The organism is Phaeovulum sp., from assembly GCF_047638075.1.
In the GTDB taxonomy this organism is placed as follows: Bacteria; Pseudomonadota; Alphaproteobacteria; order Rhodobacterales; family Rhodobacteraceae; genus UBA6197.
In genome coordinates, this window is record NZ_JBLJBV010000056.1 from 1 (window position 1) to 23645 (window position 23645).

26 protein-coding genes are annotated in these 23645 nt (G+C 62.0%); 9 read left to right on the forward strand and 17 right to left on the reverse strand.

Features of this window, described 5'->3' with window-relative positions:
* From ACM62R_RS08375 to ACM62R_RS08385, 3 genes are all read right to left on the reverse strand, one after another.
* A partial coding sequence (locus ACM62R_RS08375; protein ID WP_415183600.1) for a DUF4159 domain-containing protein occupies positions 1 to 2335 on the reverse strand: 2335 nt, incomplete at its 3' end.
* Positions 2335 to 3228 carry a DUF58 domain-containing protein gene (locus ACM62R_RS08380; protein WP_415183601.1) on the reverse strand — a complete coding sequence of 298 codons (894 nt, stop codon included), beginning with the start codon at positions 3226 to 3228 and terminating at the stop codon, positions 2335 to 2337. The genes ACM62R_RS08380 and ACM62R_RS08375, both read right to left, overlap by 1 nt.
* Positions 3225 to 4232 carry an AAA family ATPase gene (locus ACM62R_RS08385; protein WP_415183602.1) on the reverse strand — a complete coding sequence of 336 codons (1008 nt, stop codon included), beginning with the start codon at positions 4230 to 4232 and terminating at the stop codon, positions 3225 to 3227. Before ACM62R_RS08385 ends, ACM62R_RS08380 begins: the two co-directional genes overlap by 4 nt.
* 71 nt (positions 4233 to 4303) lie before the next feature.
* Here ACM62R_RS08385 and ACM62R_RS08390 point away from each other — a divergent pair, with 71 nt between their 5' ends.
* The 3 genes from ACM62R_RS08390 to ACM62R_RS08400 are packed head-to-tail and all read left to right on the forward strand — an operon-like array spanning position 4304 to position 6482.
* On the forward strand, positions 4304 to 4900 hold the full coding sequence (locus ACM62R_RS08390) for a DUF1285 domain-containing protein (RefSeq protein WP_415183603.1): 597 nt from the start codon (positions 4304 to 4306) through the stop codon (positions 4898 to 4900).
* Positions 4900 to 5661: a hydroxypyruvate isomerase family protein gene (locus tag ACM62R_RS08395; RefSeq protein ID WP_415183604.1), complete on the forward strand. Its 762-nt coding sequence runs from the start codon at positions 4900 to 4902 to the stop codon at positions 5659 to 5661. Before ACM62R_RS08390 ends, ACM62R_RS08395 begins: the two co-directional genes overlap by 1 nt.
* Positions 5662 to 5675: 14 nt before the next feature.
* A complete protein-coding gene (locus ACM62R_RS08400; protein WP_415183605.1) occupies positions 5676 to 6482 on the forward strand; it encodes a glycosyl transferase in 807 nt (268 codons plus the stop codon).
* Positions 6483 to 6484: 2 nt separating this feature from the next.
* On the opposite strand, the gene ACM62R_RS08405 is transcribed toward ACM62R_RS08400, so the two are convergent.
* The 3 genes from ACM62R_RS08405 to ACM62R_RS08415 all read right to left on the reverse strand — a co-directional run bounded on the left by ACM62R_RS08405 (position 6485) and on the right by ACM62R_RS08415 (position 10579).
* The gene (locus ACM62R_RS08405; protein ID WP_415183606.1) at positions 6485 to 7417 is read right to left on the reverse strand and encodes a cation diffusion facilitator family transporter; all 933 of its coding nucleotides are present in this window, start codon (positions 7415 to 7417) and stop codon (positions 6485 to 6487) included.
* A 111-nt stretch (positions 7418 to 7528) separates the two neighbouring features.
* Complete coding sequence (gene polA, locus ACM62R_RS08410; protein WP_415183607.1) at positions 7529 to 10324, reverse strand: DNA polymerase I; 2796 nt, start codon at positions 10322 to 10324, stop codon at positions 7529 to 7531.
* A gap of 69 nt (positions 10325 to 10393) precedes the next feature.
* Entirely contained in the window at positions 10394 to 10579 is a 186-nt protein-coding gene (locus ACM62R_RS08415) for a zinc-finger domain-containing protein (RefSeq protein WP_415183608.1), read from the reverse strand.
* 84 nt (positions 10580 to 10663) lie between these two features.
* On the opposite strand from ACM62R_RS08415, the gene ACM62R_RS08420 reads away from it, so the two are divergent.
* Positions 10664 to 11596: an ABC transporter ATP-binding protein gene (locus tag ACM62R_RS08420; protein WP_415183635.1), complete on the forward strand. Its 933-nt coding sequence runs from the start codon at positions 10664 to 10666 to the stop codon at positions 11594 to 11596.
* A gap of 120 nt (positions 11597 to 11716) precedes the next feature.
* Here the strand turns inward: ACM62R_RS08420 and ACM62R_RS08425 are convergent, their stop codons facing one another.
* Positions 11717 to 12097: an HIT domain-containing protein gene (locus ACM62R_RS08425; RefSeq protein WP_415183609.1), complete on the reverse strand. Its 381-nt coding sequence runs from the start codon at positions 12095 to 12097 to the stop codon at positions 11717 to 11719.
* 12 nt (positions 12098 to 12109) lie between these two features.
* Positions 12110 to 13687: a DUF5928 domain-containing protein gene (locus tag ACM62R_RS08430; RefSeq protein ID WP_415183610.1), complete on the reverse strand. Its 1578-nt coding sequence runs from the start codon at positions 13685 to 13687 to the stop codon at positions 12110 to 12112.
* Positions 13688 to 13836: 149 nt separating this feature from the next.
* Here ACM62R_RS08430 and ACM62R_RS08435 point away from each other — a divergent pair, with 149 nt between their 5' ends.
* The gene (locus ACM62R_RS08435) at positions 13837 to 14655 is read left to right on the forward strand and encodes a sulfotransferase family protein (RefSeq protein WP_415183636.1); all 819 of its coding nucleotides are present in this window, start codon (positions 13837 to 13839) and stop codon (positions 14653 to 14655) included.
* Positions 14656 to 14703: 48 nt separating this feature from the next.
* Here ACM62R_RS08435 and ACM62R_RS08440 read toward each other — a convergent pair whose 3' ends face one another.
* Both ACM62R_RS08440 and nth read right to left on the reverse strand, forming a co-directional pair.
* A complete protein-coding gene (locus tag ACM62R_RS08440) occupies positions 14704 to 15690 on the reverse strand; it encodes an adenosine kinase (RefSeq protein WP_415183611.1) in 987 nt (328 codons plus the stop codon).
* A complete protein-coding gene (gene nth / locus ACM62R_RS08445; protein ID WP_415183612.1) occupies positions 15687 to 16331 on the reverse strand; it encodes an endonuclease III in 645 nt (214 codons plus the stop codon). Before nth ends, ACM62R_RS08440 begins: the two co-directional genes overlap by 4 nt.
* 153 nt (positions 16332 to 16484) lie before the next feature.
* Here nth and ACM62R_RS08450 point away from each other — a divergent pair, with 153 nt between their 5' ends.
* Positions 16485 to 17339: a methylated-DNA--[protein]-cysteine S-methyltransferase gene (locus ACM62R_RS08450; RefSeq protein WP_415183613.1), complete on the forward strand. Its 855-nt coding sequence runs from the start codon at positions 16485 to 16487 to the stop codon at positions 17337 to 17339.
* Between the two features lie 121 nt (positions 17340 to 17460).
* Positions 17461 to 18132 carry an OmpA family protein gene (locus ACM62R_RS08455; protein WP_415183614.1) on the forward strand — a complete coding sequence of 224 codons (672 nt, stop codon included), beginning with the start codon at positions 17461 to 17463 and terminating at the stop codon, positions 18130 to 18132.
* A gap of 238 nt (positions 18133 to 18370) precedes the next feature.
* Here the strand turns inward: ACM62R_RS08455 and ACM62R_RS08460 are convergent, their stop codons facing one another.
* The 5 genes from ACM62R_RS08460 to ACM62R_RS08480 form a co-directional block, all read right to left on the reverse strand.
* Positions 18371 to 18925 carry a F0F1 ATP synthase subunit B gene (locus tag ACM62R_RS08460; protein WP_415183615.1) on the reverse strand — a complete coding sequence of 185 codons (555 nt, stop codon included), beginning with the start codon at positions 18923 to 18925 and terminating at the stop codon, positions 18371 to 18373.
* A gap of 4 nt (positions 18926 to 18929) precedes the next feature.
* Complete coding sequence (locus ACM62R_RS08465; protein WP_415183616.1) at positions 18930 to 19496, reverse strand: F0F1 ATP synthase subunit B'; 567 nt, start codon at positions 19494 to 19496, stop codon at positions 18930 to 18932.
* Between the two features lie 75 nt (positions 19497 to 19571).
* Entirely contained in the window at positions 19572 to 19808 is a 237-nt protein-coding gene (locus tag ACM62R_RS08470; RefSeq protein WP_372841718.1) for a F0F1 ATP synthase subunit C, read from the reverse strand.
* Positions 19809 to 19856: 48 nt separating this feature from the next.
* Positions 19857 to 20564, reverse strand: a complete 708-nt coding sequence (locus ACM62R_RS08475) for a F0F1 ATP synthase subunit A (protein ID WP_415183617.1) — start codon at positions 20562 to 20564, stop codon at positions 19857 to 19859.
* Between the two features lie 44 nt (positions 20565 to 20608).
* On the reverse strand, positions 20609 to 20950 hold the full coding sequence (locus ACM62R_RS08480; RefSeq protein WP_415183618.1) for an AtpZ/AtpI family protein: 342 nt from the start codon (positions 20948 to 20950) through the stop codon (positions 20609 to 20611).
* A gap of 227 nt (positions 20951 to 21177) precedes the next feature.
* Here ACM62R_RS08480 and ACM62R_RS08485 point away from each other — a divergent pair, with 227 nt between their 5' ends.
* Both ACM62R_RS08485 and ACM62R_RS08490 read left to right on the forward strand, forming a co-directional pair.
* Positions 21178 to 21558, forward strand: coding sequence for an ArsR/SmtB family transcription factor (locus tag ACM62R_RS08485; RefSeq protein ID WP_415183619.1), 381 nt, complete (start codon positions 21178 to 21180; stop codon positions 21556 to 21558).
* Positions 21559 to 21759: 201 nt separating this feature from the next.
* Entirely contained in the window at positions 21760 to 22038 is a 279-nt protein-coding gene (locus tag ACM62R_RS08490; RefSeq protein WP_415183620.1) for a hypothetical protein, read from the forward strand.
* Here the strand turns inward: ACM62R_RS08490 and ribD are convergent.
* Together ribD and nrdR are read right to left on the reverse strand one after the other, a co-directional pair.
* Positions 22035 to 23156 (reverse strand): bifunctional diaminohydroxyphosphoribosylaminopyrimidine deaminase/5-amino-6-(5-phosphoribosylamino)uracil reductase RibD, encoded by a 1122-nt coding sequence (gene ribD, locus ACM62R_RS08495; protein WP_415183621.1) that lies wholly within the window; start codon positions 23154 to 23156, stop codon positions 22035 to 22037. The two genes, ACM62R_RS08490 and ribD, sit on opposite strands and share 4 nt — an antisense overlap.
* Positions 23153 to 23620: a transcriptional regulator NrdR gene (gene nrdR, locus ACM62R_RS08500; protein ID WP_415183622.1), complete on the reverse strand. Its 468-nt coding sequence runs from the start codon at positions 23618 to 23620 to the stop codon at positions 23153 to 23155. Before nrdR ends, ribD begins: the two co-directional genes overlap by 4 nt.
* Between the last annotated feature and the right edge of the window lie 25 nt (positions 23621 to 23645).

Sequence of the window (23645 nt, forward strand, 5' to 3'; positions counted from 1 at the left end):
GCGGTGCGGCCAGCGCCTGCAACCGGCGCCCGGTTTCCGTGGCCGCGCCAAAGCCTGCGATATCGGCGTCGCGCGTGTCAAACAGGATCATACCGCCCGACCGCAGATACCGGTTGAGCCGCGCATAGGCGGTGGGCGATGGTGCGGGTTGATCCGGCGTCACCGGCCAATAGAGAAAGGTGAAAAGCGCCAGATCATCGCTTTCCAGATCCACCGCCATGGGCACTGATGGTTCAACCGTCGTGCGCCGGAACAACACATCCGACAGGCCGCGCAGCCCCGCCTCAGCGATCCGGTCCACCTCGGCGTTGCCGGTGATGACATGGGCCAGCACCACGTTTGACGCCGCCTCGATCGCGCGTGCCTCGGGCATTTCGGCCTGCGCCCTCGGGGTCAGCGCCAGCAGCGCCAGAACCACCACACCAGCGCGCGCGCCCCGAAGCCGCCCCGATACGGCAAGCGAGGCCAGAATATCAACCAGCAGCGCCAGCAGCGCCGCCGCCAACAGCGCGCCCTTCAGCGGGGTTTCGCGTGGCACCTCGACCCCTTCGACCTCGACGGTCGCGGGCCAGACCGCAGGGGCCAAAACCCGGTCGGGCGCGATCACGTTCAGCGCCACGCGCCTTTCGCCCGCGCCGTAAATCCCCGGCAGCAGTTTCGGGCCCAGTTGCGCCTTGGCCAGATCGTCACCAGCCACGCCCGCCGCCTCACCCGCGTCGGTCAGCGCGCCTTGCGCGGTCAGCAGCCGTTCGGGCACCCAGGTAACCCCCGCCAGATCCTTGCCCCCCGTTTCGGCGGGCCGCGTGGCAACGGAAAGCCGCTCCAGCATCTGCACGAACAGCCCCGACAGGGGCAGCGACGACCATTCCGCATTGGCGGTCACATGAAACAGCACCACCCAGCCCTGCCCCAGCCGGGCGCGCGTGACCAATGGCGTGCCATCGGCCAGGGCGGCAATCGTGCGGTCGGCCAGTTCCGGGGCGGGTTCGGCCAAGACCTGGGCGCGCACCGTCACATCCTCGGGCACAGCCAGCCCCGCGAAGGGCGAGCCATCGGGGAAGGGCGCGAGGCCGCGCGGCTCGCCCCAACTCATCCGGCCGCCAACAGACCGGCCTCCGGCCCGGATCCGCACCGGCAAGAGCGCATCGTTGCCCGCGCCAGCCGCCGCCAGACGGGGCCCGGCAAAGCGGATCAGCACGCCGCCTTCCTCGACCCATTCGGCCAGTTGGTCGGCCTCGGCCACCTCTGCGACATCGGCCAGAATGACCACATCGGGCTTGGCCAGCAGCACATCTTCCAACGTGCCGTCCAGTATATCGGCGGTGGGGGCCAGCGCCTGATGCAGGTAATGCGTGGGCGCCAGCAGTTCCAACCCCTCGCGCGCGGAACTGCCCGCGATCAGCGCCACCTTGCGGCGTTTTACGGCGTCGTCGGTCAGCGAAACGGCCCCGGCGGTGCGGGTTCCGGCCAGTTCGAACCGGGCGATGCGGTTGCGCAGTTCGGGCGGCAGGTCAAACACCGCCTCGGCCTGATCGGCACCCTCGAAGGGCACGGTGACGCGGGCAAGGTCGCGGTCCACGCCGTTCGGATCAAGCCCCATCGCCACCACCTCAACCGCTTCGGCGGGGCCTGCACGCAGCACCGGCACCCTTAGCGCACCCTCAGCAAAACGCGCCGGACCCAGGGCCAGCACTGGGCTGCCGGGCTGCCAGATCCGCACCGCCCCGCGTGCCTCAAGCGCCGCCAAAAGCGGTGCGCGCGAAGGCCGCGCCACCCCATCCGACAGCCAGAGCGTTTCAAACCGCCCCTCAGGCAGCACCTGACCGGGGTCAGCCGCCATCGGCTCCCACGGTTTGGGGGCAAGGCCGGGCAAGGCGGCTTCGGCCGCGTCGGCGGGGCCAAAAACCGGGGGATCGGCGGGCAGATCGGTCAGCGCCAGAACGGCCACGGGGCGGCCCGCCTGCGCCGCCTCGGTCAGGGCCTGACGTATCCTTTCCACCCGGCGCGGCCAGTCGCGGGCCGAGGCCCAACTGCCGTCTTCCAAGATCACCAGGGGCCCCATGCCGCTGACCTGCACCACCGGGTTCAGCACTGGCCCGGCAAATCCGATAATCGCCGCCGCCAACGCCGCGATCCGTAGCGCCAAAAGCCACCATGGCGTGCGGTCAGCCTGCACCGCCTCATCGGTCAGGCCCAGCAGCAGCGCCACACCCGGAAACCGCCGCCGGATTGGCGCAGGTGGCACCGCACGCAGCAATATCCACAGGATCGGCAGCGCGATCAGCCCCAGCAACAGCAGGGGCGAGGCAAACCCAATGGGGCCAATCGCCCACATCAGCGCCGCCTTTCCAGCGCGGCATAAAGCCATAGCAGCGCCGCTTGGGCGGATTCACCCGTGTGATGGGTCGAAAATTGCCACCCCGCCGACCGGGCAAGCGACGCCAGCAGCGCCCGCCTTTCCGCCAGACGGTCGCGGTAACGGCTTCGCAAATCGCCCGCCTGTCGCGTCTCATAGCGCAACGTGCCACCGATGCTTTCAAAGATCGTGCGCCCGTCAAAGGGAAACTCTTCCTCGACCGGATCCAGAACCTGCAGCATCACGCCATTGACACCCCGGTCAGCCAGCGCCCCCAACGCCGATTGCACCGGCCCCGGATCGCCCATGAAGTCCGACATGAACACCGCGCGCGACCGCGCTATGATTGCCGATGCCTCGGGCACACCATAATCCGCGCCCGCGCCTTCCGCCGAAAGCAGCGCCGCCAGTTGCATCAATTGCGCCTTGCCCGGGCGGGGGGGCGCCAATGGCCCCGCAAGCCCCACCCGTTCACCAGCGCGGATCATCAGCACCGCCAGCGCCAGCGCCAGCAGCCGCGCGCGGGCCGATTTTTCGGGCCGGGCCTTCGCCCCCGAAAACTGCATCGACGCCGCATCATCAACCCACAGATGCACCGATTGCGCCGCCTGCCATTCCCGGTCACGGATGATCTGCAAATCCGACCGCGCCGAGCGGCGCCAGTCGATCAGACGCGCCTCATCGCCCTCATGGGCGGGGCGGAACTGCCAAAACTCGGCCCCCGCGCCCGCACGGCGACGGCCATGCCCCCCCATCTGCACGGTCGATGCCAGATGCTCGGCCGCAACCAGCAGTGGCGGCAGGCTACTGGCCGCCGCCTCGCCTTCGCGGCGAAGGGCTAGGGCCGTGTCGATGGCGGGCCGCTGGGTCACGCCGCAGCCTCGCCTTGGGTGACCTCGGCGGCGACATGGGCAATGACCCCGGCCAGCGTTTCGCCCCGCGCCCGTGCCGCGAACGACAGCGCCATCCGATGGGTCAGCACCGGGCGGGCCAGCGCCAGCACATCCTCGGCCGAGGGTGCAAACCGCCCCTGAAGCAGCGCCCGCGCCCGGGCCATCAGCATCAAGGCCTGCGCCGCCCGCGGCCCCGGCCCCCAGGCAACGGCGTCTTGCACGGTTGCCAGCGTCTCGGGTTCGCCGGGGCGGCAGGCGCGCACCAGATCCAAAATCAGCTCAACCACCGCATCGCCCACCGGCATTCGCCGCACCAGCGCCTGCGCCGCAATCAGCTCATCTGCAGTGAACACCTGATGCGCGGTGCTGATTTCGGCGCCCGTGGTGGCCAGCAAAATGTCACGCTCGGTCGCGCGGGTCGGATAATCGACGTCGATCTGAACAAGGAACCGGTCCAACTGCGCTTCGGGCAGCGGGTAGGTGCCTTCCTGCTCGATCGGGTTCTGGGTCGCCAGCACATGAAAGGGCTGACCAAGCGGCCTGTGCACGCCCGCCACCGTCACCTCGCGTTCCTGCATCGCTTGCAGCAGCGCCGACTGGGTGCGCGGGCTGGCGCGGTTGATCTCATCGGCCATCAGCAGCTGGCAAAACACCGGCCCTTCGATGAATCGAAAGGCGCGGCTGCCGTCAGCCGACGTTTCCAGCACCTCGGACCCCAGAATATCGGCGGGCATCAGGTCGGGCGTAAACTGGATCCGGCTGGATTTGAGGCCCATCACCGTGGCCAGCGTATCCACCAGCATCGTCTTGCCCAGACCGGGCAGCCCCACCAAAAGCCCATGCCCACCTGACAAAAGCGCGGCCAAAACCAGCTCTACCACCCGCTCTTGCCCGATAAAGCGCCGGTCAATGGACGCCCGCGCCGCCGCCAGCTTTTCACCAAGGCGTTCAATCTCAGCAATCAATTCGGCAGGCTCGGTCATGACAACGGCTCCATCTTCGCTATACTACAGTCAAAGCAGATAACCCCACGATCACCAATGGCAAAGACCCAATGGCACAAACACCCCCCCCACAAAAGAACGTGAAGCCCTCGGCCGAGGGGCTGGCAGCCGCCGCGACGGCCGCAACCAAGAAGGGCCCGCCCCCCGTGCATTTGTGGAATCCAGCGTTTTGCGGCGACCTCGATATGGAAATTCGTCGTGACGGGACATGGTTCTATCTTGGCACACCCATCGGGCGGCAACCATTGGTGCGGCTCTTCGCCTCGATCCTCAAACGCGAGGGGGATAGCTACTTTCTGGTCACCCCGGTGGAAAAGGTCGGCATCCGCGTGGCCGATGTGCCCTTCATCGCCGTCGATGCCGAGGCTACGGGCGCAGGCCCGACGCAGACCCTGACCTTCACCACCAATGTGGGCGACACCGTCACCGCCAGCGCCGATAATCCGCTGCGCGTCACCCGCGACGCTACCGGCGAACCCAGCCCCTATGTCCATATTCGCCGCGGGCTGGAAGCCCGGATTGACCGCAAGACTTTTTACCGCCTGATCGACATCGCCAGCCACGCCCCCCATCAGGGCGAGGATTGGCTGGGCCTTTGGTCCGCCGGCACCTTCTTTCCGATCATCCCCATGACCGAGCTGCCTTGATGCCAAGGTTCGCCGCAAACCTGACCTTCCTGTTCACCGAACACCCCTTCATGGCGCGTTTCAAGGCTGCGAAAGAGGCCGGGTTCGATGCGGTCGAGGTGCTGTTTCCCTACGAGTTCTCCGCACAGGAAATGCGCGCCAGACTGGTTGAGAATGGCCTGACCTTTGTGCTGCTGAACGTGCCGCCCCCCAACTGGGCCGCGGGTGACCGGGGTTTTGCCGCCGTTCCGGGCGCAGAAACCCGCTTTCGCCACGATTTTGAACGCGCGTTGCGCTTTGCCGATGTGCTGAACCCCCACCACATCCACATCATGTCCGGGCGCGCCAGCGGGGCGGTGGCCCGTGCCACCTATGTAAAAAACCTGCGTTGGGCGGCACAACGCGCCCCAACGCGCAACCTGACGATCGAGCCGCTGAACCCGGTCGACATGCCCGGCTACTTCCTGTCGGATTTCGACCTTGCCGCCGAGATACTGGATGAGGTCGCGGCCCCCAACCTCGGCCTGCAATTTGACGCCTATCACGCGCAGATGCTGACCGGCAGCGCCGCCGAAGCCTGGCAAAAACACCGGGCGCGCGCCACCCATGTCCAGATCGCAGGCGCGCCGGGGCGGCACGAACCCAGTGGCGGCGATATTGACTACCCCGCCTTTTTCAAATGTCTTGACGCGGGCGGCTACACAGGTTTTGTCAGCGCAGAATACAACCCCGCCCGCACCACCAAAGAGGGCCTGGGCTGGCTAACAGAGGCGAAGGCATAAAAGGGGTAGCTTGGGTGAAAAAGCAGATCATCTGCATCAACTGGGGCACGAAATACGGCCCCCGCTTCATCAATCGGCTCTATGCGATGGTTGCGCGCAATATCACCCCACCGTTCAGCTTTACCTGTTTTACCGATAACGCCGATGGCCTGCGCCCCGAGATTGACTGCCAACCCCTTCCGCCGCTTGACGTGACAATGCCAGTCAACACCAAGGGCATCTGGCCCAAGGCCCGTCTTTGGGGGCCAACCCTTGGCACCCTGACCGGGCCAGTCCTGTTCCTGGATCTGGATCTGGTCATTACCGGCAACCTTGACGATTTCTTCACTTTTGGCGACCCCGATCAGGTGGTTTTGGCGCGCAACCCCGCCAAACCGTTTGAACGCCTTGGGCAAACCTCGGTCTTTCGGTTTCCGGTGGGTAAACTTCTGCCGCTTCAGGAAAAATTCCGCGCCGACCCGCAGGCAGTGGCTGATGAATACCGTTTTGAGCAGCGTTTCGTAACCCGCAACGCCCCCGGTGGCATTGACCTGTTCCCCAAGGCCTGGGTGCGTCATTTTCGCTATCAATGCATGCACGGCTTTCCGCTGAACTGGTTCTTGACGCCGCGCCTGCCCAAAGGCTGCAAGATCGTCATCTTTCCGGGTGGACTACACCCTGAACACGCGATCCGTGGCGGCTGGCACGGCCGCGAAGGCATCAGCCTGTGGCAGCACATCAAAGGCGTGCGGCAGCGCAATCACGCCCAAGGCTCGGCCTGGCGCTACCTGCGCCATTTCATAAGGCCCACGTCATGGGTAGAAGATCACTGGCGCGAATAGCCCTAACCGATTGCCGTCTGATCGGCGCAACCGCCGGCGCGGGTCTCCACCTCAAAGGTCGCGTGGGTCAGGCCCAACTCCTCGGCCAGCACGGTTTTGGCCGCGCGGATTGCCTCGGCAAAGTCAGCCCCCTCAGCCAGCACCAGATGCGCGGAAACCGCATTTCGCGCCTCATCAATCTGCCACAGGTGCAGGTGGTGAACCCCCTCTACACCCCGAACGCCAAGAATACACGCCTCAACCGACGCCGCGGTCAGGCCGTCCGGCGCCCCCAGCATCAAAATCCGCAATACCGGCATCAACTCGGCGGCCACATGCCACAGGATGAACGCCGAAATCCCCAGCGTCAGCAGCGGATCAACCAAACGCCAATCGTAAAGCAGGATCAACGCGCCGCCGACAATCACCGCCACCGAGGCCCCGGCATCGGCCAGATTATGCAAAAACGCCGCCCGTATATTCATGCTGTCCTTTGACAGCCGCCAAGTCAGCGCGGCGGTCGCCAGATCAATCGCCAACGCCAACCCCGCCAGCCAGACCACGATCCAGCCCGCAACCTCAGGCGGGCTGGCCAGGCGGCCAATCGCCTCCACGGCAAGCCAAAGGGAAATGATCACCAGCGTCACATAATTGATCAACGCCGCCACAATCTCGGCCCGCGCCCACCCATAACTCATCCGCGCATCGGCCCCGCGCCGCGCCAATTTGCGCGCGCCAAAGGCCAGCACCAGCGACATCGCGTCGGAAAAGTTATGAACCCCATCCGCAATCAACGCCATTGACCCGGCAATCAGCCCGCCAATGATCTGCGCCACCGTCAGCGCGATATTGACCGCCACCGCAAAGGCGACCCGCCGGTCCCCCGATGCCGCACTCAGCCCATGCGTATGGCGATGCGCCGACGTGTGGCCAGGGTGATGATGGTCATGTGGCATGAATTACCTTTGCCAGATCGTGCACTCCGCCCTCCAGCGTTTCATCAGCCTATCCGAAAGCAGCTTTTGTTTGGCCCAAATACTCCCGCCGGAGGCTCCTGCCCTGGCACCCTAGTGCGCCTCTGCCCAATTGTCACCTGCCCCCGCATCAACCACCAACGGCACCGTCAGATGCACTGCCGGGGTGGCCGCGTTTTCCATCACCTCGCGGGCGGCGGCGGTCAGATCGGCCACGGCGCCCTCTTCCACCTCAAAGATCAACTCGTCATGCACCTGAAGCAGCATTCGTGCGGGCAGATCAATAATGGCGGCAGGCATCCGCACCATGGCGCGGCGGATGATATCAGCCGCCGCCCCCTGGATCGGGGCATTGATCGCGGCGCGTTTGGCAAAGCCCGCACCGGGGCCTTTGGCGTTGATCTCAGGGGTGTTGATCTTGCGGCCAAACAGGGTTTGCACATAGCCGTGGTCTTTGGCAAACGCGATGGTGTTGTCCATATAGCCGCGGATACCGGGGAAACGTTCAAAGTAACGGTCGATAAATCCCTGCGCTTCGGCGCGCGGGATGCGCAGGTTGCGCGCCAGGCCAAAGCCCGAAATCCCATAGATCACGCCAAAGTTGATCGCCTTCGCCTGACGGCGAACCTCGGGCGTCATCTCATCCAGCGGCACGTTGAACATCTCGGATGCCGTCATCGCGTGAATGTCCACCCCGTCGCGGAACGCCTGTTTCAACGCCGGAATATCCGCGACATGGGCCAATATCCGCAGCTCAATCTGACTATAGTCAAGGCTGACAATCTTCATCCCCGGCCCCGCTACAAACGCCTCGCGGATCCGGCGCCCTTCGTCTGATCGCACAGGGATGTTTTGCAGGTTCGGGTCGGTCGAGGCCAGCCGCCCGGTGTTGGCCCCCGCGATCGAATACGAGGTATGAACCCGCCCGGTTTGCGCGTTCACATGGGTTTGCAGCGCATCGGTATAGGTTGATTTCAACTTGGAAAGCTGGCGCCAATCCAGCACACGGGCGGGCAGATCGTGCCCCTCGGCCGCCAGATCCTCCAACACATCGGCGCCGGTTGCATAAGCGCCGGTCTTGCCCTTTTCGCCACCGGGCAAGGACATCTTGTCAAACAGGATCTCGCCCAACTGCTTGGGGCTGCCGACGTTGAAGGTCTGTCCGGCCAAGTCATGGATCTCGGCCTCCAGCGCTGCCATACGCTGCGCAAAAACGTTGGACATACGCGACAGCGTGGCCGCATCCACCCGCACACCCGCCATTTCCATATCGGCCAGAACCGGCACCAGGGGCCGCTCAAGCGTTTCATAAACCGTTGTGACCTGCGCGCGGTGCAATTGCGGCTTGAACCGTTGCCACAGCCGCAAGGTTACGTCCGCATCCTCGGCGGCGTATTTCACCGCCTCATCAACCGGCACCTTGTCAAAGGTGATTGCGGATTTTCCGCCTCCCAGCAGGGATTTGATCGGAATCGTCGGGTGCGCCAGATATTTGTCGCTCAGCGCGTCCATTCCGTGACCATGCAGACCCGCATGCATCGCGTATGACATCAGCATCGTGTCATCGAACGGCCCCACGCGAATACCGTGGCGGGCGAATATCTTGAAGTCATACTTCATGTTTTGCCCGATTTTAAGGATGCTGTCGTCCTCTAGCACGGGTTTGAGCAGCGCCAGCGCCTCCTCCAGGGGCATCTGCCCCGGCGCCTTTTCCGATGCGCCAAACAGATCGTCGCCACCCAAAGTGTGGCCCAGCGGCAAATAGGCGGCGCGCCCGGCCTCAACGCACAGCGACACACCGACCAGTTCGGCCTTCATCTCATCCAGGCTGGTGGTTTCGGTGTCGACCGCAACCCAGCCACGCGCGCGCGCGCAATCAAGCCATTCAGTCAGCGTGGCCGCATCGCGGATGCAGACATAGGCGGCGGCATCAAAAGGCACGGCCACGGGCTGAGCGGCGGCCCCTTCGACAACCGGCTTTGGCGCATCAAGAGGAATTTCGGCGCCGAATTTATCGGCCACCCGTTTGGTCAGGGTGCGAAATTCCATCAGGTTCAGAAATTCCATCAGCACAGCGGGGTCGGGCTCTTTCACCTCCAGATCGCTCAGCGTGAAATCCAGCGGCGTTTCGGCGTCCAACTGCACCAACCGGCGCGAAACGCGAATTTGTTCCTCGTTGTCAATCAGGGCCGCGCGGCGTTTGGGCTGCTTGATCTCTTCCGCGCGCGCCAAAAGCGTATCAAGGTCGCCATATTCGTTGATCAGCAAAGCGGCGGTCTTGATCCCGATCCCCGGCGCGCCCGGCACATTGTCAACCGAATCGCCCGCCAGCGCCTGCACATCCACCACCCGATCCGGGCCGACACCAAATTTTTCCACCACTTGGTCCGGGCCAATCCGCAGATTCTTCATCGCGTCCAGCATCTCGACGCCGCCGCCAACCAACTGCATCAAATCCTTGTCGGACGAGATGATCGTGACCCGCCCCCCCGCCTCGCGCGCCTGGCGCGACAGCGTGGCGATGATGTCATCCGCCTCGTAATCCTCAACCTCGACACTGGCGATATTGAAGGCGCGGGTGGCATCGCGGGTCAGCGGGAATTGAGGCCGCAGATCCTCGGGCAGGTCGGGGCGGTTGGCCTTGTAGGCGGGGTAGATATCGTTGCGAAAGGTTTTGGAGCTGTGATCAAAAATCACCGCCGCATGGGTGGGCGCATCGTCTCCCTTTGCATCCCCGATATATTTGAAGATCATATTGGCAAAACCCGCCACGGCGCCAATCGGCAAACCATCGGATTTGCGCGTCAGCGGCGGCAGCGCGTGATAGGCCCGAAAGATGAAGGCCGAACCGTCGATCAGGTGCAGATGGCACCCTTTGCCAAAGCTCATGTCTCGCCCTCCCTCAGGCGTTATCCCTGCCGGGCGCGGGGGTATTGCGGTGCCAAACCGGCAGATTGATCAGTGATCGCCGTGCGCATGCTCGCGGTCGATCTCAAAGCGCTTGTCGCAATAGCCACATTCTATAAAGCCGGTATCCCGAGGGATTGTAAGCCAGACGCGCGGATGCCCCAGCGCCCCTTCGCCGCCATCGCAGGCCACCTTCCAGCTGGTGACGATCTGGGTTTCTGGGGCGGTTATGGTCATGGCAATCTCCGGGCTTGCTTGTGGTGGCGCGCAATCCGCGCTTTAAGTCAGGCGCATGATAGCGATTGGACGCGGGTGGGCAAGGTGGAACGGCAAGCGATCAACATTGAAGGTCTGCGCAAGACCTATGCGGCGAGTGGGCGGCAAGCACCCAAAGAGGCGCTGAAAGGTGTCGATCTGGCCATACCCGCCGGGTCGATCTTTGGGCTTTTGGGACCAAATGGCGCGGGCAAATCCACGCTGATCAACATCATGGCCGGGCTGGTGCGTAAAACGGCAGGGCGGGTGACGATCTGGGGCTTCGATCAGGACGTGAACCCCCGCCAAAGCCGCGCGGCCATCGGGGTCATGCCACAAGAGCTGAACATGGACCCGTTCTTTACCCCGCGCGCCGCGCTTGAAATGCAGGCCGGGCTTTATGGTGTGCCAAAATCCGAACGCTGGACGGACGAGATTTTGGATCTTGTCGGCCTTTCATCGCAGTCCGAGGCCTATGCCCGCGCGCTGTCGGGCGGGATGAAACGTCGGTTGCTGCTGGCCAAGGCATTGGTGCACCGACCGCAAATTCTGGTGTTGGATGAGCCCACCGCCGGGGTCGATATTGAACTGCGCACCATGCTTTGGGCCAATGTGCGCAAGCTGAACCAACAGGGTATGACCATCATCCTGACCACCCACTACCTAGAAGAGGCCGAGGCGATGTGCGACGAAATCGCCATCATCGACAAAGGCACGCTGATTGTGCGCGATACCACCCGCCGCCTGCTGGCGCGGATGGATGGCAAGGCGCTGGTCGTCGAACCCGAAGGCCCGGTGCCCGTATCCATCCCGCTGCCGGATGGCGTCAGCATGGAGGCCCGCCCAGACGGGCGGCTGGCCTTCAACTATCGACGCTCTGAGACCGGGGCCGAGGCGGTGCTGGACGCCATCCGCGCCAGCGGCCTGCGTATCCGTGACGTTGCCTCTGAGCAGCCGGGGCTGGAAGAGGTTTTCGTGGCGCTGACCTCGCATTCCTGAATGCGCTCCGCGCGGGGAGTATTTCTACCAAAAAAAAGCCCGCGTTTTTGTTTGGCCAAAATACTCCCGCCGGAGGCCCCGGTCGGCAAAGTCGCGCGGGGCGGGCTGTGCCGTGGCGTTTCAGGCTGGGTTTAGCATCCGTCCCAGGGGTCGACCTGCAAGAATATGCAGATGATAATGCGGCACCTCCTGCGCACCATTTTCACCCGCATTGCTTATGGCACGATATCCTCCGCCAGCCTCGCCGGGGCGGATACCCAGCATCCGGCAGACTTCGCCAGAGGTGCGAATGAAATCAAGAAGTTCCGCATCCGAAGCTTCGAACGCAAAATGATCAAGGCAAACATAAGGCCCCTTTGGAATTACCAGAATATGGTCGGGAGCCTGGGGCTGGATATCGCGGAACGCAAGTGTATGATCGGTTTCCAAAACCGTGTTGTTGGGAATTTCACCACGCAGAATCCGGGCGAAGATATTGGTGGGATCATAGACATAGGCCATCGGATTCTCTCCTCAGTCAACAAACAGATAATCGGTTAAAGCTATTTCTTGCGCGACCTCGGGGCTGATGTCCAGAAATTGCGCCAGAATTGCGGCATTTTCGCCAGGTTCTGCAACCTGCCGCATCCGGTAGGTGTGGGGGAAATCCGCATCCCTGATACGATCACTTTCAAAGCGCAGATCATGACGAATTGTTGGCAGCAACCGGCTGATCACGTCTTGTGGTGTGCTTTCACCGGCCAGCCCCACGCGGCGTGCATGGCCCAACAGATACCGGTCAGAGAATTCGCACTCTATCTCAAGAAGTTTGATCATCGCTTTGTCGGCAGTGAAATCCTGCATCAAGTCGATCGCAGCGGGGTCAAGGCAGATTAACAGACGGTCGGTTTGATGATAGTCGAACAGCATCCGCATCAGTGCACGCCGGTGTCGGTTGCGTTTGCCCAGTGTCGACTGAATACCGCCCAGATCGGGCAAGGGTGTTTCAGCCTCATGGAACATATATTCGACAGCGGGAATGTCGGTTAACGATCGCACCCGATCGACCAGCCGTTTCGCGACGTGCCATTTCTTGCACACTGCGATCATCAGTGTGCGCTCGCGGCCAAGGCTGGCCTCGCTTTCCCAGAATCGCGCGGCAAAGCGCCGCCCGACCCGGCCACGCCCGGTTAGGAACGCAAAAAGATTGCGCCCCTCGTTCGAGATCGAAAAACGGATACCTTGTTCGGCCCAGAGGGCACCCAGACGGGTCTTCAGATCTTGGGCATCCGGGCTGATCTTGCGGGCAAACAGATAATCTTGCGACAGCAGCAAATCATGGTGGTCGTTATAGAATGTGACCGGCATGCCATAGTCGGTGAACATCAAAAAGGTCAGCGTCCGCGAGCGGATTTCTTTATCGGGCACCACATGGCGCACGACGGTCTGAAAGAACGTCTCATCGGGTATCCAGGTGGTGCGGAAAAACCGCATCACATCGGGGCGGTCCTTGCAAAATTTCAACACCCACTCAACCGTGCGGCGGCGCAGACACCACCACTGCGACCCGATCATCATCTGCACATCAGCAGGCACGGCACGCGTCAGCCCTAGCCGCCGTTGCCATTCGAAACTGGTATAAAAAAGGGCTTTGTGCGTACGCTCATTGAACCAGTGGCGATAGATCAGCCGCTCTTCCTTGAAACCTGTCTTGATCCAGTCCGAATTGAAGTAGTCATGACTTTCGATATAGTCTGCGTCATCTGCATCCAGAAACTGATGTGCAAACTCGGCCGTCTTGATCGGCATGCAGTCGCCTGAGAGCATGTAAAAATGCGTCGCACCCGGAAACGCCGCAACCGCCGCCTTCACCGCCTCCAATGTCGCGGCCACAAGGCTCCATTCGCCCCAGCCGCATTTCAGCCGTTTGCGCGCGAACGTGACCGAAGGATTCGCCGCCAGCGCCGCCCTGATCTTGTCATAATCCGCCGGTTTCGCCCGTGCATCGAAATGGATCGCCACAAAATCGCCCGTGGCCGTCAACCGTTCAGCCTGAAGAATGACCCCTTCAGGGTCCTTATGTGACAACAAGATGAAGGCGATTTTTGCCATTTGGGAAACGTTTACCGGGACCTGCCATTTATTATCCGCTAGATAGCGTCATCAATCGTTGAAAAGACATAGTTTCTTTGCTTCTTAGGGTCTAATTATCTCGCTCGGATGGTGCAACACCACACCTTGGGCAGTTGGAGGTCAGTTTTATGGGGTTTCCCGGCACCTGGATGACGGAAAGCGAAAGCGTGCTTTACCGTGTGGTTCCCAAATGCGCCTGTTCGTCCATCGGGCAGATCATGTTTTATTCCGATCACGGCACGTTCTTTGACGGCGACATTCACGATGCTACCAGCGGCCTGCACAAATGGTCGCATGAGGCCAGCCAGACGATTATTGAAGACAACGTGAAACATCACAAATCCTACGCTTTCACCTGTGTTCGTAACCCCTACAACCGTATCCTATCGTCATTTTTCGATAAGATCGCCGGGATACAGCGCAACGGCAAACGCTACCGCGGCAACCTTGTGCCACAATTGGCGCAGAAATACGGAATCGATGTCGGCTCGCCCGAAGACAACTTTGAGTTTGACCAGATCAAATCCTTCCGTCGCTTTTTGTTGTTCGCACGCGATACCATCCGCTGGCGCCGCCCGATGGAGCCGGACATCCACTGGTCAGCAATGTCGGGGCATATTTCAACGTTCATCGTCAACGGTGGGCGTTACGACAATATCTTTTTCACCGAAAAGTTCGATGAAGGCATGCAAAGCGTTCTGGACGCAATCAAGACACCGAAGAAGGTGGATCTGAAAAATATCCCGAAATTCAACGAAAGCGAGGGCCACGGGCCCAAGCGGGCACACCCGGTATCAGACTATTTTGATGACCTGTCGCGCCACCTGATATGGGAAATCTACAAGAAAGACTTTCAGCTGTTCCGCTACGATTTCGACAACCCCGACAACAAGATGCCTTTGGGCGCGGTCGATCTGGACGAAGTCCACGCCAAACTAGGCAGCTGAACCGGGGGCAGGGGGCAGAGGATCTGGTGTGGCAACCCCGCGTTTTGGTCAAATCAGGCCATGCCCCCGAAACATCGCCTTCAGATCCACCTCGGGTCGGGCACCGAAATGGCTGATAACCTCGCCAGCGGCAAGGCAACCCATCTTGCCCGCGACACTCAGTGATTGCCCCGTCGCGTAGCCATAAAGAAAACCCGCCGCGAACTGATCACCGGCGCCGGTCGCATCCACCGGGACCACACGGTGCACCGGCACTTCGACGCGCTCTCCCCGATTGATCAGCACCACATCGGCGCCCGAGCGGGTGCAGATCACCATCGCACATTCGGACGCGGCCTGTGCCAGCGCATTTTCCAGATCTGTCTGGTAAAGCGCTTCCCATTCGTGCTCATTGCCGATGACATAGTCCATCTCATCCCTGACCAGCCGGCGAAAGCTGTCGCGGTGGCGATCCACGCAAAACGGGTCCGACAGTGCGACACCCGCGCGCCCACCGCCCCGGTGGCAGGCCTGCGCGGCTTTCAGGAAGGCGGCTTTGCCGTGGTCCTTGTCGAACAGATACCCCTCCAGAAACAAAAGCTCGGCGTTTTCGGCCACCGCAAGCGGCACATCTTCGGTGCTCAGATCAGCTGAAATCCCAAGGTAGGTGTTCATCGAACGCTCACCATCCGGTGTCACGAAAATCATGCTGCGCGAGGTGGGAAGATCACCCTCTGCCACCGGCGGGTTGACGAAATCGGTGCCCTCGGCCTCCATCGACCGGGCGTAGAACCGGCCCAAGGCATCATCGCGCACCCGCCCGATAAACGCCGTCGTCAGCCCCATATTTCCCAGCCCCGCCAGCGTATTGGCGACCGAGCCGCCGGGCGCCTCGGTGCGGTCATCCATCGCGGCATAAAGCGTTTCAGCACGGTCACGCCCGATCAGCTGCATGACCCCCTTTGAGATCCCCATATGGTCCAGAAACGTGTCATCGGTCTGCGCCAAGACATCGACAATCGCATTGCCGATCCCGGCCACCTGATACTTCTTCACTGGGTCTTCTCCTCGTATTGGCAAATGTCGCGGATCAGACAATCCCCACATCTGGGTTTTCGGGCGGTGCAGATATAGCGGCCGTGCAAGATCAGCCAGTGATGCGCATGGAGTTGATATTCCACGGGAACATTGTCCTCAATCGCGCGTTCGACAGCAACGACATCCTTGCCGGGGCAAATGCCCGACCGGTTGCCGAGGCGGAAAATATGGGTGTCAACCGGCTGCGCCGGATGCCCGAACCACATGTTCAAAACCACATTCGCGGTTTTGCGCCCTACCCCCGGCAGGCTTTGCAGCGCCGCCCGTGACGAAGGCACCTGACCATCATAATCATCGACCAGGATCTGGCTTAGCCGGATCACGTTTTTCGCCTTTTGGCGAAACAGGCCGATTGTCTTGATGTGTTCGGTCAACCTCGTCTCACCCAGCGCCAGCATCTTTTCCGGCGTATCGGCCAGCGTAAACAGCGCCCGCGTGGCACGGTTCACCCCGACATCGGTCGCTTGCGCCGAAAGGGCCACCGCAACCAGTAGCGTATAGGCGTTGACGTGATCCAGCTCACCCGTGGGGTGGGCATTCGCCGCCTGAAACCGACGGAAAACCTCTTGCATGGAACGATAATTCAGCTGCTTGACCATGCCTCTGGTATGCCCGCAGCCCGAGGCACCGGCAAGGGGGCTACGCAACTACGGCAACCTGAATTTAGCGGTTTGCGCCCCGATTGCACAGCTTTCGGGTCGCACCCTGCCCCGCCACCGCCTATCTTGAGAGCATGACGAAAAGAGGCAGCCATGACCACGCTTGAAAACAGCTACCACTACCAGGTGATCGCCCGCGCACTGGACCAGATTGATGCAGCCGGCACCAAACCCCTGCCGCTACCTGACCTTGCCGCGAAACTGGGGATGAGCGCGGCGCATTTTCAAAAGGTGTTCTCGGCCTGGGTCGGGGTTTCGCCCAAACGCTATCAGCAATACCTGTCGCTGGATCTTGCCCGCGATCTGCTGGCCAAACGGCTGCCGCTTGAGGCGGTTGCAGACCATTCCGGCCTCTCGGGGTCAAGCCGTCTGCACGACCTCTTTTTGCGGTGGGAGGCGATGAGCCCGGGCGACTACGCCAAGGGTGGCGCGGGGTTGACCATCCGCACCGGCTGGTTTCCTTCGCCGTTTGGCGAGGTGCTGGCAATGGGCACCGACCGCGGGCTTTGCGGCATGGCCTTTGCCGCCGATTGCGGGCCTGACGCTACCATGGCGGACCTGCGTGCCCGTTGGCCCGCCGCCCAATTCACCGAAGACCCCGCCGCGATTGCCCCGTGGGTCGAGGCCGCCCTGGGCCAGCGCGGTCACACCGCGTTGCATCTGATTGGTGCACCGTTCCAGATAAAGGTGTGGGAGGCGTTGCTGCAAATTCCGTCGGGCCATGTCACCACCTATTCCGACATCGCCGGCGCCATCGGCCACCCGCGGGCGGTGCGCGCCGTAGGCACAGCCGTCGGGCGCAACCCGGTTGCCTTTCTTATTCCTTGCCACCGGGCGTTGCGCAAATCGGGGGGGCTTGGCGGTTATCACTGGGGCCTGCCGGTCAAGCGCGCGATGCTGGCATGGGAAACCGCCCGCTACGAAGCGGGCCAGCCCATGACCGTGTAATCGCCATGTTGTGATAGGCAATAATCCGCCCGGCAGCCGCAACCCATGGCACATTCCACCGTGGCTTTGCTATGATCCGCTAAATATCCGGCGACGGATGGTATCAAACGAGGCATTGCAGATGAATCCGAAACTCCCCTTGATCCTTGCGGTTACTGGCCTGTTTGGCCTGTCAGCCTGCACCGACCCCTATGGTGCGTCGCCTTACAACGCCGAGCCGGGCGCGCCCTCCAACGCGAAAAGCGGCGCGGTAGCGGGCGCACTGATCGGCGGCGCATACGGCGCCACCCGTAAAGGCGATGACAAGCTGGCCAAGGCCGCAGCGGGCGCAATCGTCGGCGGGTTGATCGGTGGGGCCATCGGCTCGCAGCTTGACAAACAGGCGGCCGAGCTTCAGCGCGACATCGGCGGTAACGGCGTATCAATCGTCAACACCGGCTCCGAGCTGATCGTGACGATGCCGCAAGACGTGCTGTTCGCGACCGATAGCGCGACGCTGCGCCCTGACCTTCAGCGCGACATCTATACCCTTGCGGGCAGCCTCAACCGTTATCCCGACACCCGCGTCGAGGTGATCGGCCACACCGACAATACCGGCAGCGCCGCGTATAACCAACAGTTGTCGCAGCGCCGCGCCAATGCTGTCGCCAATGTGCTGGTCGGTGCGGGTGTGCCCTCGTCGCGCGTTGTATCCTATGGCCGCGGCGAAGATCAGCCGGTGGCCTCGAATCTCACGTCCGAGGGGCGTTCGGCCAACCGCCGGGTGGAATTCATCATTCGCCCCAACCGCTGATTGGCGGAAAAAGTTTGCAAAGGCCGGACCGCGAGGTCCGGCCTTGTTCGTTCCTGCACTAAGGTTGCGCATGATCCGGCCAGAGATATCGCGGTAGCGCCGTGCCATCAGGCCCGCGATGGCCAGATTGAGATGCAGCCTTGCCCGGTAGCGGCCCGCAATGACGGCCAACCGATCCCCCAAACGAAAAAACCCGACCCCTCGCAGGGCCGGGTCTATCACACTGCAATTACAGCAATCAGTGCAGACGCTTCTCGACCTCGTCGATGCCGGCGTCGATCAGGCCAGCCTGATCCTTTGCGGTCATCTGCTTGCTCAGCAGTTCGCGCGCAGCCGCTACAGCGACGCTAACCGCACGGTCCTTGACCTCGCGCAACGCCGCCGCCTCTGCCGACGCGATCTGATCCTCCGCAGCCTTCAGTCGCCGCGCGATCGAGCCCTTGAGATCGGCCTTGGCCTGCTCAGCCGCGGCAAGCCCGTCCCGCTTTGCAGCGGCAACGATCTGGTCGGCCTGCTCCTGCACTTCGCGGTGCTTGCGCTCGTACCCCGAAAGGATGCTCTGCGCTTCTTCACGCAGGGCGCGGGCCTCTTCCAGATCCGCCCGAATACCTGCTGCCCGTTTGTCCAGCAAGCCACCCAAAAGGGCCGGAACCTTGTAATAAAACAGCACGCCCACAAACAGCAGAAATGCCAGCGTCACGATGAAATCGGTGTTGTGAAGCGAAAAGAACGCCCCGGAAGCCGCCATCGCAGGCGATCCCACCAACACCAAGATGAAGGAAAGCTTTTTCATCATCTCACCCTTTCAGCCGTGCCGAGACAGCCGCAGTCAGCGCCTTGGCGTCAGCTTTGCCGCCCAACGCGGCCACGATCTCTGCGGCGGTGTCCTTGGCGACGACTTCCACCGCCTCCAACGCGCCTTCGCGGATCTCGTTGATCCGGCGTTCCGATTCCGCCGTACGAGCCCCGATTTCGGCGTCCGCATGGGCAGTCGCGGCGTTCAGATCCTTTTGGATCTCGGCCTTGGCCTCTGCCACAATCTTTTGTGCCTGGGCGCGGGCTTCGGCAAGGGCGCGTTCATACGCGGCCTCGGCGTCCTTCGCCTTCAGCTTGTAGTCTTCGGCAGCGGTCAGGTCGCTGGCGATTGTGCCCTGACGATCCGCCAGCACCGCACTAATGCGCGGCAGGGCGAGGCGCGTCAGAACCCACCAGATGACCGCAAGCGTGACCAGCAACCAGAAGATCTGGTTGGGAAAGCTTGCAAAGTCCAGCTGCGGCATGCCCGCAGATTGCGCGGCATGACCCGCCGCATCGGCAGCGCCATGCGCCGCACCCGCCGCTACGTCTTGCGTTTCAGTTGCCATGTCGTCCCCCTGGACCCTTCAAGATACCGGACGGGCCATCACTGGCCCATCCGACCGCACGGATGCGTGAAAGGATCAGACGGCGAACATCAGCAGCAGCGCAACGAGGAACGAGAAGATCCCCAGCGCTTCGGCGAACGCGATGCCGATGAACAGCGTGGCGGTCTGGCCAGCGGCTGCCGACGGGTTACGCAGCGCGCCCGACAGGAAGTTGCCGGCAACGTTGCCCACACCAACAGCTGCCCCGCCCATGCCCATGCAGGCCAGACCAGCGCCGATGTACGCACCCATTTGAACGATATTGCCTTCCATGAACGTCACTCCTTGATGTTGGAATTGGCTGAATTTGTAGTGCTGACCTTAGTGGTGCGGATGCAGCGCATCCTTGAGATACACGCAGGTCAGAATGGTAAACACATAGGCCTGGATAAAGGACACCAGGAGTTCCAGCCCATACATCGCTGAAATAGCGACGATGGACAGTGGCGAGATCACGGCGATCGCCGCAAAACCCGCAAACACTTTGATAACGGCGTGGCCTGCCATCATGTTGCCGGCCAAACGAATGGAATGGCTGACCGGGCGCACGAAGTAGGAAATCACCTCGATCAGCGCCAGCACCGGACGCAACGCCAGGGGCGCCGAGGACACCCAGAACAGACCCAGAAAGCCGGCCCCGTTCCTGACAAAGCCCAGAACCGTGACCCCGACAAAAACCATCAGGGCCAGAACCCCCGTTACGGCAACATGCGAGGTGGCGGTAAACGAGCGCGGCAGCAGCCCCAGGAAGTTTGCGAAAACGATGAACAGAAACAGAGTGAAAATCAGAGGAAAGTATTTCAACCCTTCCTTGCCCGCGACATCTTCCACCATTTTGTGGATAAAGCCGTATGCCAGCTCGGCGATCGACTGGATACGCGTCGGCACGATGGCCCGCCCGCGTGTGCCGACCACCAACACCAGAATGATTGCCAACACCGCAAGCCCCATCCACAGGGTCACGTTGGTGGGCGTGTACCAATGAACCGGCCCATCGCCAAACAGTGGTTTGACGATGAATTGATCCATCGGATGGAATACGAGACCAGTGCCTTCAGCTTCCGTCGCCACGTCTATTTTCCCTCTTCCCGCGCCGATTGCTCGGCCAGTCGATCCGCTTCTACTTCGCGTGCGGTTCGCAGCATGACCCGCACCCCCGCCGCCAGGCCCAGGAAGGTGAACAGCACCAGAAACAGCGGTATCGTGCCAAACAGCCGATCCAGCCCATATCCGATGCCGAAGCCGATCCCCAGCCCCGATACCATCTCGATGACCATCCGCCAGGCGATATTGGCCTGTGAAAAATGCTCATCCGCGCGCGGACCCGGCTCCAGCGTCTTTTTCACCTCGGTGATCCGTTTCTCAAGCCGTTCAAGGCGCTTGGGATCGGGTCCGTCTGAGGGATCAACAGGCATGGATAGGCCCCCGCATTCGTCTGGGGTTTCCTAAGCGTCACACCCGCGTGAGTCAAGCGTGTTGGCCGCCCCCAGAATATGTCATAACCCATTGAAATAATTGATGCGCCAGATCACCGCCCCTGCGACAACTCCGCCCTTCAACGGCCCGTTTCGTCAAAACCGCCCTGCCCGGCACATTCAACCATCTGGTTGACGATCGCACCATCCTGCCGCATCACTTCCCCATGAACACGCACCAGCCCAGTCTCGACGCGATCTTCGCGGCCCTGTCCGATCCGACCCGCCGCGCCATCCTGACGATGCTGCTTGAGGATGATATGGCCGTGACCGATGTCGCCGCCCCTTTTACCATGTCCCTTGCCGGGATCTCAAAACACCTCACCATTCTTGCCGAGGCCCGACTGATCACCCAAGACAAACGCGGCCGCGTCAAATGGTGCAAGCTCGACCCCGATGCGATGCGCGCCGCTTGCGTGTGGATGCAGGGGTTCGGCCAGTTCGATCCTGTTGACCTCGATGCGTTCGAACGTTTTCTTGAAGCCGAGCTTGCCGTGACGGCTGCGGCCAGCGACGATGATTGCCTTCGCACGGACGCAGACGGCTGATTGCATGCAAAATGGCCCGTTGCCGAAGCCCACGGATAGTTTCTCGTCATGGCAAGGAACAGTAGCCGGGGTTTCCCCCATCAAGTATGGCTGTCGGGGGTGGGACGCTATATGACAAATGGACAGCGCCGGAATTGTTCAAGGGAAATGGGATTACAAGAATTTCGGGGATTGCAGATAGGAAACCTTCAGGAAAACATGATGTCTGAAACAAGAACGCCGATGAAAAAACCACCCGCCGCCAAAAGGGCGCCCTGGCCCGTCTGGAAGCTGGGGGTGCTGTTGTATCCGTTCGCGGCGGGTGCTGTGGCGATCAATGTGTTCATGTTATCACTGGCATGGCAGCGTTTGGGCTGGCCCGCGCTGACGCCGGTGCAGACATTGTTTCTGTCCATCGTATTGGGGGTGCCGGCAACCTGGGCTGCGGGGCTCTGGGCGCGCCATCTGATTGATGTCGCCGAGGGCCGCAAGCGGGGTTAAGGCTGAGTATTTGGGCCAAAGAAAAGCGGGGCGCGGGTCCAGTGATGAAGGACGTCGCCGCCGAGTGTTTCTGTTGCCGCAAGTCTGAAGCGGGGCGCGGCGGCCAAAGCCTCTAGCCCCAGCGCGCCGATGCCGGGACGGGCATCCGCGCCCAGGATGACGCCGGCCGTGAAACCGATCAGATCATCAACCAGGTCCGCGCGCAGCAGGCTGGCCGCAAACTGGCCGCCGCCTTCGCAGAAAATACGGGTCAGGCCTTTTTTGCCAAGCAATTGCAGCAGGAAGGCGGGATTGAGCCGTTGGGTTGTTTGCGGTATTTCCAAAAGTTCGGCACCGTGATCTTGCCAGAATACCCGCGCCTCATCGGGGGCATCCGGGCCGTGGGCCAGCCAGAGCGGCGCATCGGGCACTGACGCGGCAAGCCTGTTACGCGGCAGATCCAAAAGGCGCGATGCAATCAGGCGCACCGGCTGGCGACGCGGGCCAAGGCCACGCACGGTCAAAAGCGGGTCATCGGCCCGCGCCGTGCCGCCGCCAACCATCACCGCATCATGCGTAGCGCGCAGCGCATGGACACGGGCGCGGGCTTGCGGCCCGGTGATCCAACGGCTTTCGCCCGACGCGGTGGCGATGCGGCCATCAAAACTGCTGGCAAGCTTTAACGTCAGCATCGGGCGGCCAAGGATTGTGCGGGTCAAGAACCCTTGCTGAAGGGCGCGGGCCTCTGGCTCGGACACGGATTCAGTGACCGCTATGCCGGCGGCGCGCAGAATGGCGTGACCCCGCCCCGAGACCCGTGTATCCGGGTCCGTCTGCGCGGTGACAACGCGGGCTATACCGGCATCGACCAGCGCCGCCGCACAAGGCGGGGTCTGGCCGTGATGGGCGCAAGGCTCTAGCGTGACATAGGCGGTGGCGCCGCGCGCGGCCTTGCCCGCCTGATCCAGCGCATGACGTTCCGCATGAGGGCGGCCACCGGGCTGGGTCCAGCCGCGGCCGAGGATGCGCCCTTTACCAACAATCACGCAGCCTACTGCCGGATTGGGCCAAACCGTGCCAAGGCCCCGGCGCGCAAGCGTCAGGGCCAGGGCCATATAGCGTTGGTCCGTATCGCTCACTCGGCGTCGGCGCCGCCAGGACGCAGTTCCGAGACGAATTTGTCAAAATCGTCCGCAGCCTGGAAGTTCTTGTAAACGCTGGCAAAACGAACGTAGGCCACGGTGTCGATCCGTGCCAGTGTCTCCATCACGATTTCACCGATCACCTTTGAGGCGATATCGGTTTCGCCAAGGCTTTCCAGCCGCCGCACGATACCCGAGATCATCTGATCAATACGTTCGGGGTCAATCGGGCGTTTTTGCATCGAGATGCGGATCGAGCGTTCCAGCTTGTCACGGTCGAAATCTTCGCGCTTGCCCGAGGTCTTGATCACCACCAGATCGCGCAGTTGCACACGCTCATAGGTGGTGAAGCGGCCCCCGCAGGCGGGACAAAAACGCCGCCGCCGGATCGCCACATGATCCTCGGCGGGGCGTGAATCTTTTACCTGGGTATCGACATTGCCACAAAATGGGCAGCGCATGGCGTCCCCCTCTTTCTTCTGTTGT

Coding starts and splice junctions, on each gene's coding strand:
- ACM62R_RS08385 (WP_415183602.1), bottom strand. CDS start 4,232: ATGACCGAGCCTGCCGAATTGATTGCTGAGATTGAACGCCTTGGTGAA.
- ACM62R_RS08390 (WP_415183603.1), top strand. CDS start 4,304: ATGGCACAAACACCCCCCCCACAAAAGAACGTGAAGCCCTCGGCCGAG.
- ACM62R_RS08395 (WP_415183604.1), top strand. CDS start 4,900: ATGCCAAGGTTCGCCGCAAACCTGACCTTCCTGTTCACCGAACACCCC.
- ACM62R_RS08405 (WP_415183606.1), bottom strand. CDS start 7,417: ATGCCACATGACCATCATCACCCTGGCCACACGTCGGCGCATCGCCAT.
- polA (WP_415183607.1), bottom strand. CDS start 10,324: ATGAGCTTTGGCAAAGGGTGCCATCTGCACCTGATCGACGGTTCGGCC.
- ACM62R_RS08415 (WP_415183608.1), bottom strand. CDS start 10,579: ATGACCATAACCGCCCCAGAAACCCAGATCGTCACCAGCTGGAAGGTG.
- ACM62R_RS08425 (WP_415183609.1), bottom strand. CDS start 12,097: ATGGCCTATGTCTATGATCCCACCAATATCTTCGCCCGGATTCTGCGT.
- ACM62R_RS08430 (WP_415183610.1), bottom strand. CDS start 13,687: ATGGCAAAAATCGCCTTCATCTTGTTGTCACATAAGGACCCTGAAGGG.
- ACM62R_RS08435 (WP_415183636.1), top strand. CDS start 13,837: ATGGGGTTTCCCGGCACCTGGATGACGGAAAGCGAAAGCGTGCTTTAC.
- nth (WP_415183612.1), bottom strand. CDS start 16,331: ATGGTCAAGCAGCTGAATTATCGTTCCATGCAAGAGGTTTTCCGTCGG.
- ACM62R_RS08450 (WP_415183613.1), top strand. CDS start 16,485: ATGACCACGCTTGAAAACAGCTACCACTACCAGGTGATCGCCCGCGCA.
- ACM62R_RS08455 (WP_415183614.1), top strand. CDS start 17,461: ATGAATCCGAAACTCCCCTTGATCCTTGCGGTTACTGGCCTGTTTGGC.
- ACM62R_RS08460 (WP_415183615.1), bottom strand. CDS start 18,925: ATGAAAAAGCTTTCCTTCATCTTGGTGTTGGTGGGATCGCCTGCGATG.
- ACM62R_RS08465 (WP_415183616.1), bottom strand. CDS start 19,496: ATGGCAACTGAAACGCAAGACGTAGCGGCGGGTGCGGCGCATGGCGCT.
- ACM62R_RS08470 (WP_372841718.1), bottom strand. CDS start 19,808: ATGGAAGGCAATATCGTTCAAATGGGTGCGTACATCGGCGCTGGTCTG.
- ACM62R_RS08475 (WP_415183617.1), bottom strand. CDS start 20,564: ATGGATCAATTCATCGTCAAACCACTGTTTGGCGATGGGCCGGTTCAT.
- ACM62R_RS08480 (WP_415183618.1), bottom strand. CDS start 20,950: ATGCCTGTTGATCCCTCAGACGGACCCGATCCCAAGCGCCTTGAACGG.
- ACM62R_RS08485 (WP_415183619.1), top strand. CDS start 21,178: ATGAACACGCACCAGCCCAGTCTCGACGCGATCTTCGCGGCCCTGTCC.
- ACM62R_RS08490 (WP_415183620.1), top strand. CDS start 21,760: ATGTCTGAAACAAGAACGCCGATGAAAAAACCACCCGCCGCCAAAAGG.
- nrdR (WP_415183622.1), bottom strand. CDS start 23,620: ATGCGCTGCCCATTTTGTGGCAATGTCGATACCCAGGTAAAAGATTCA.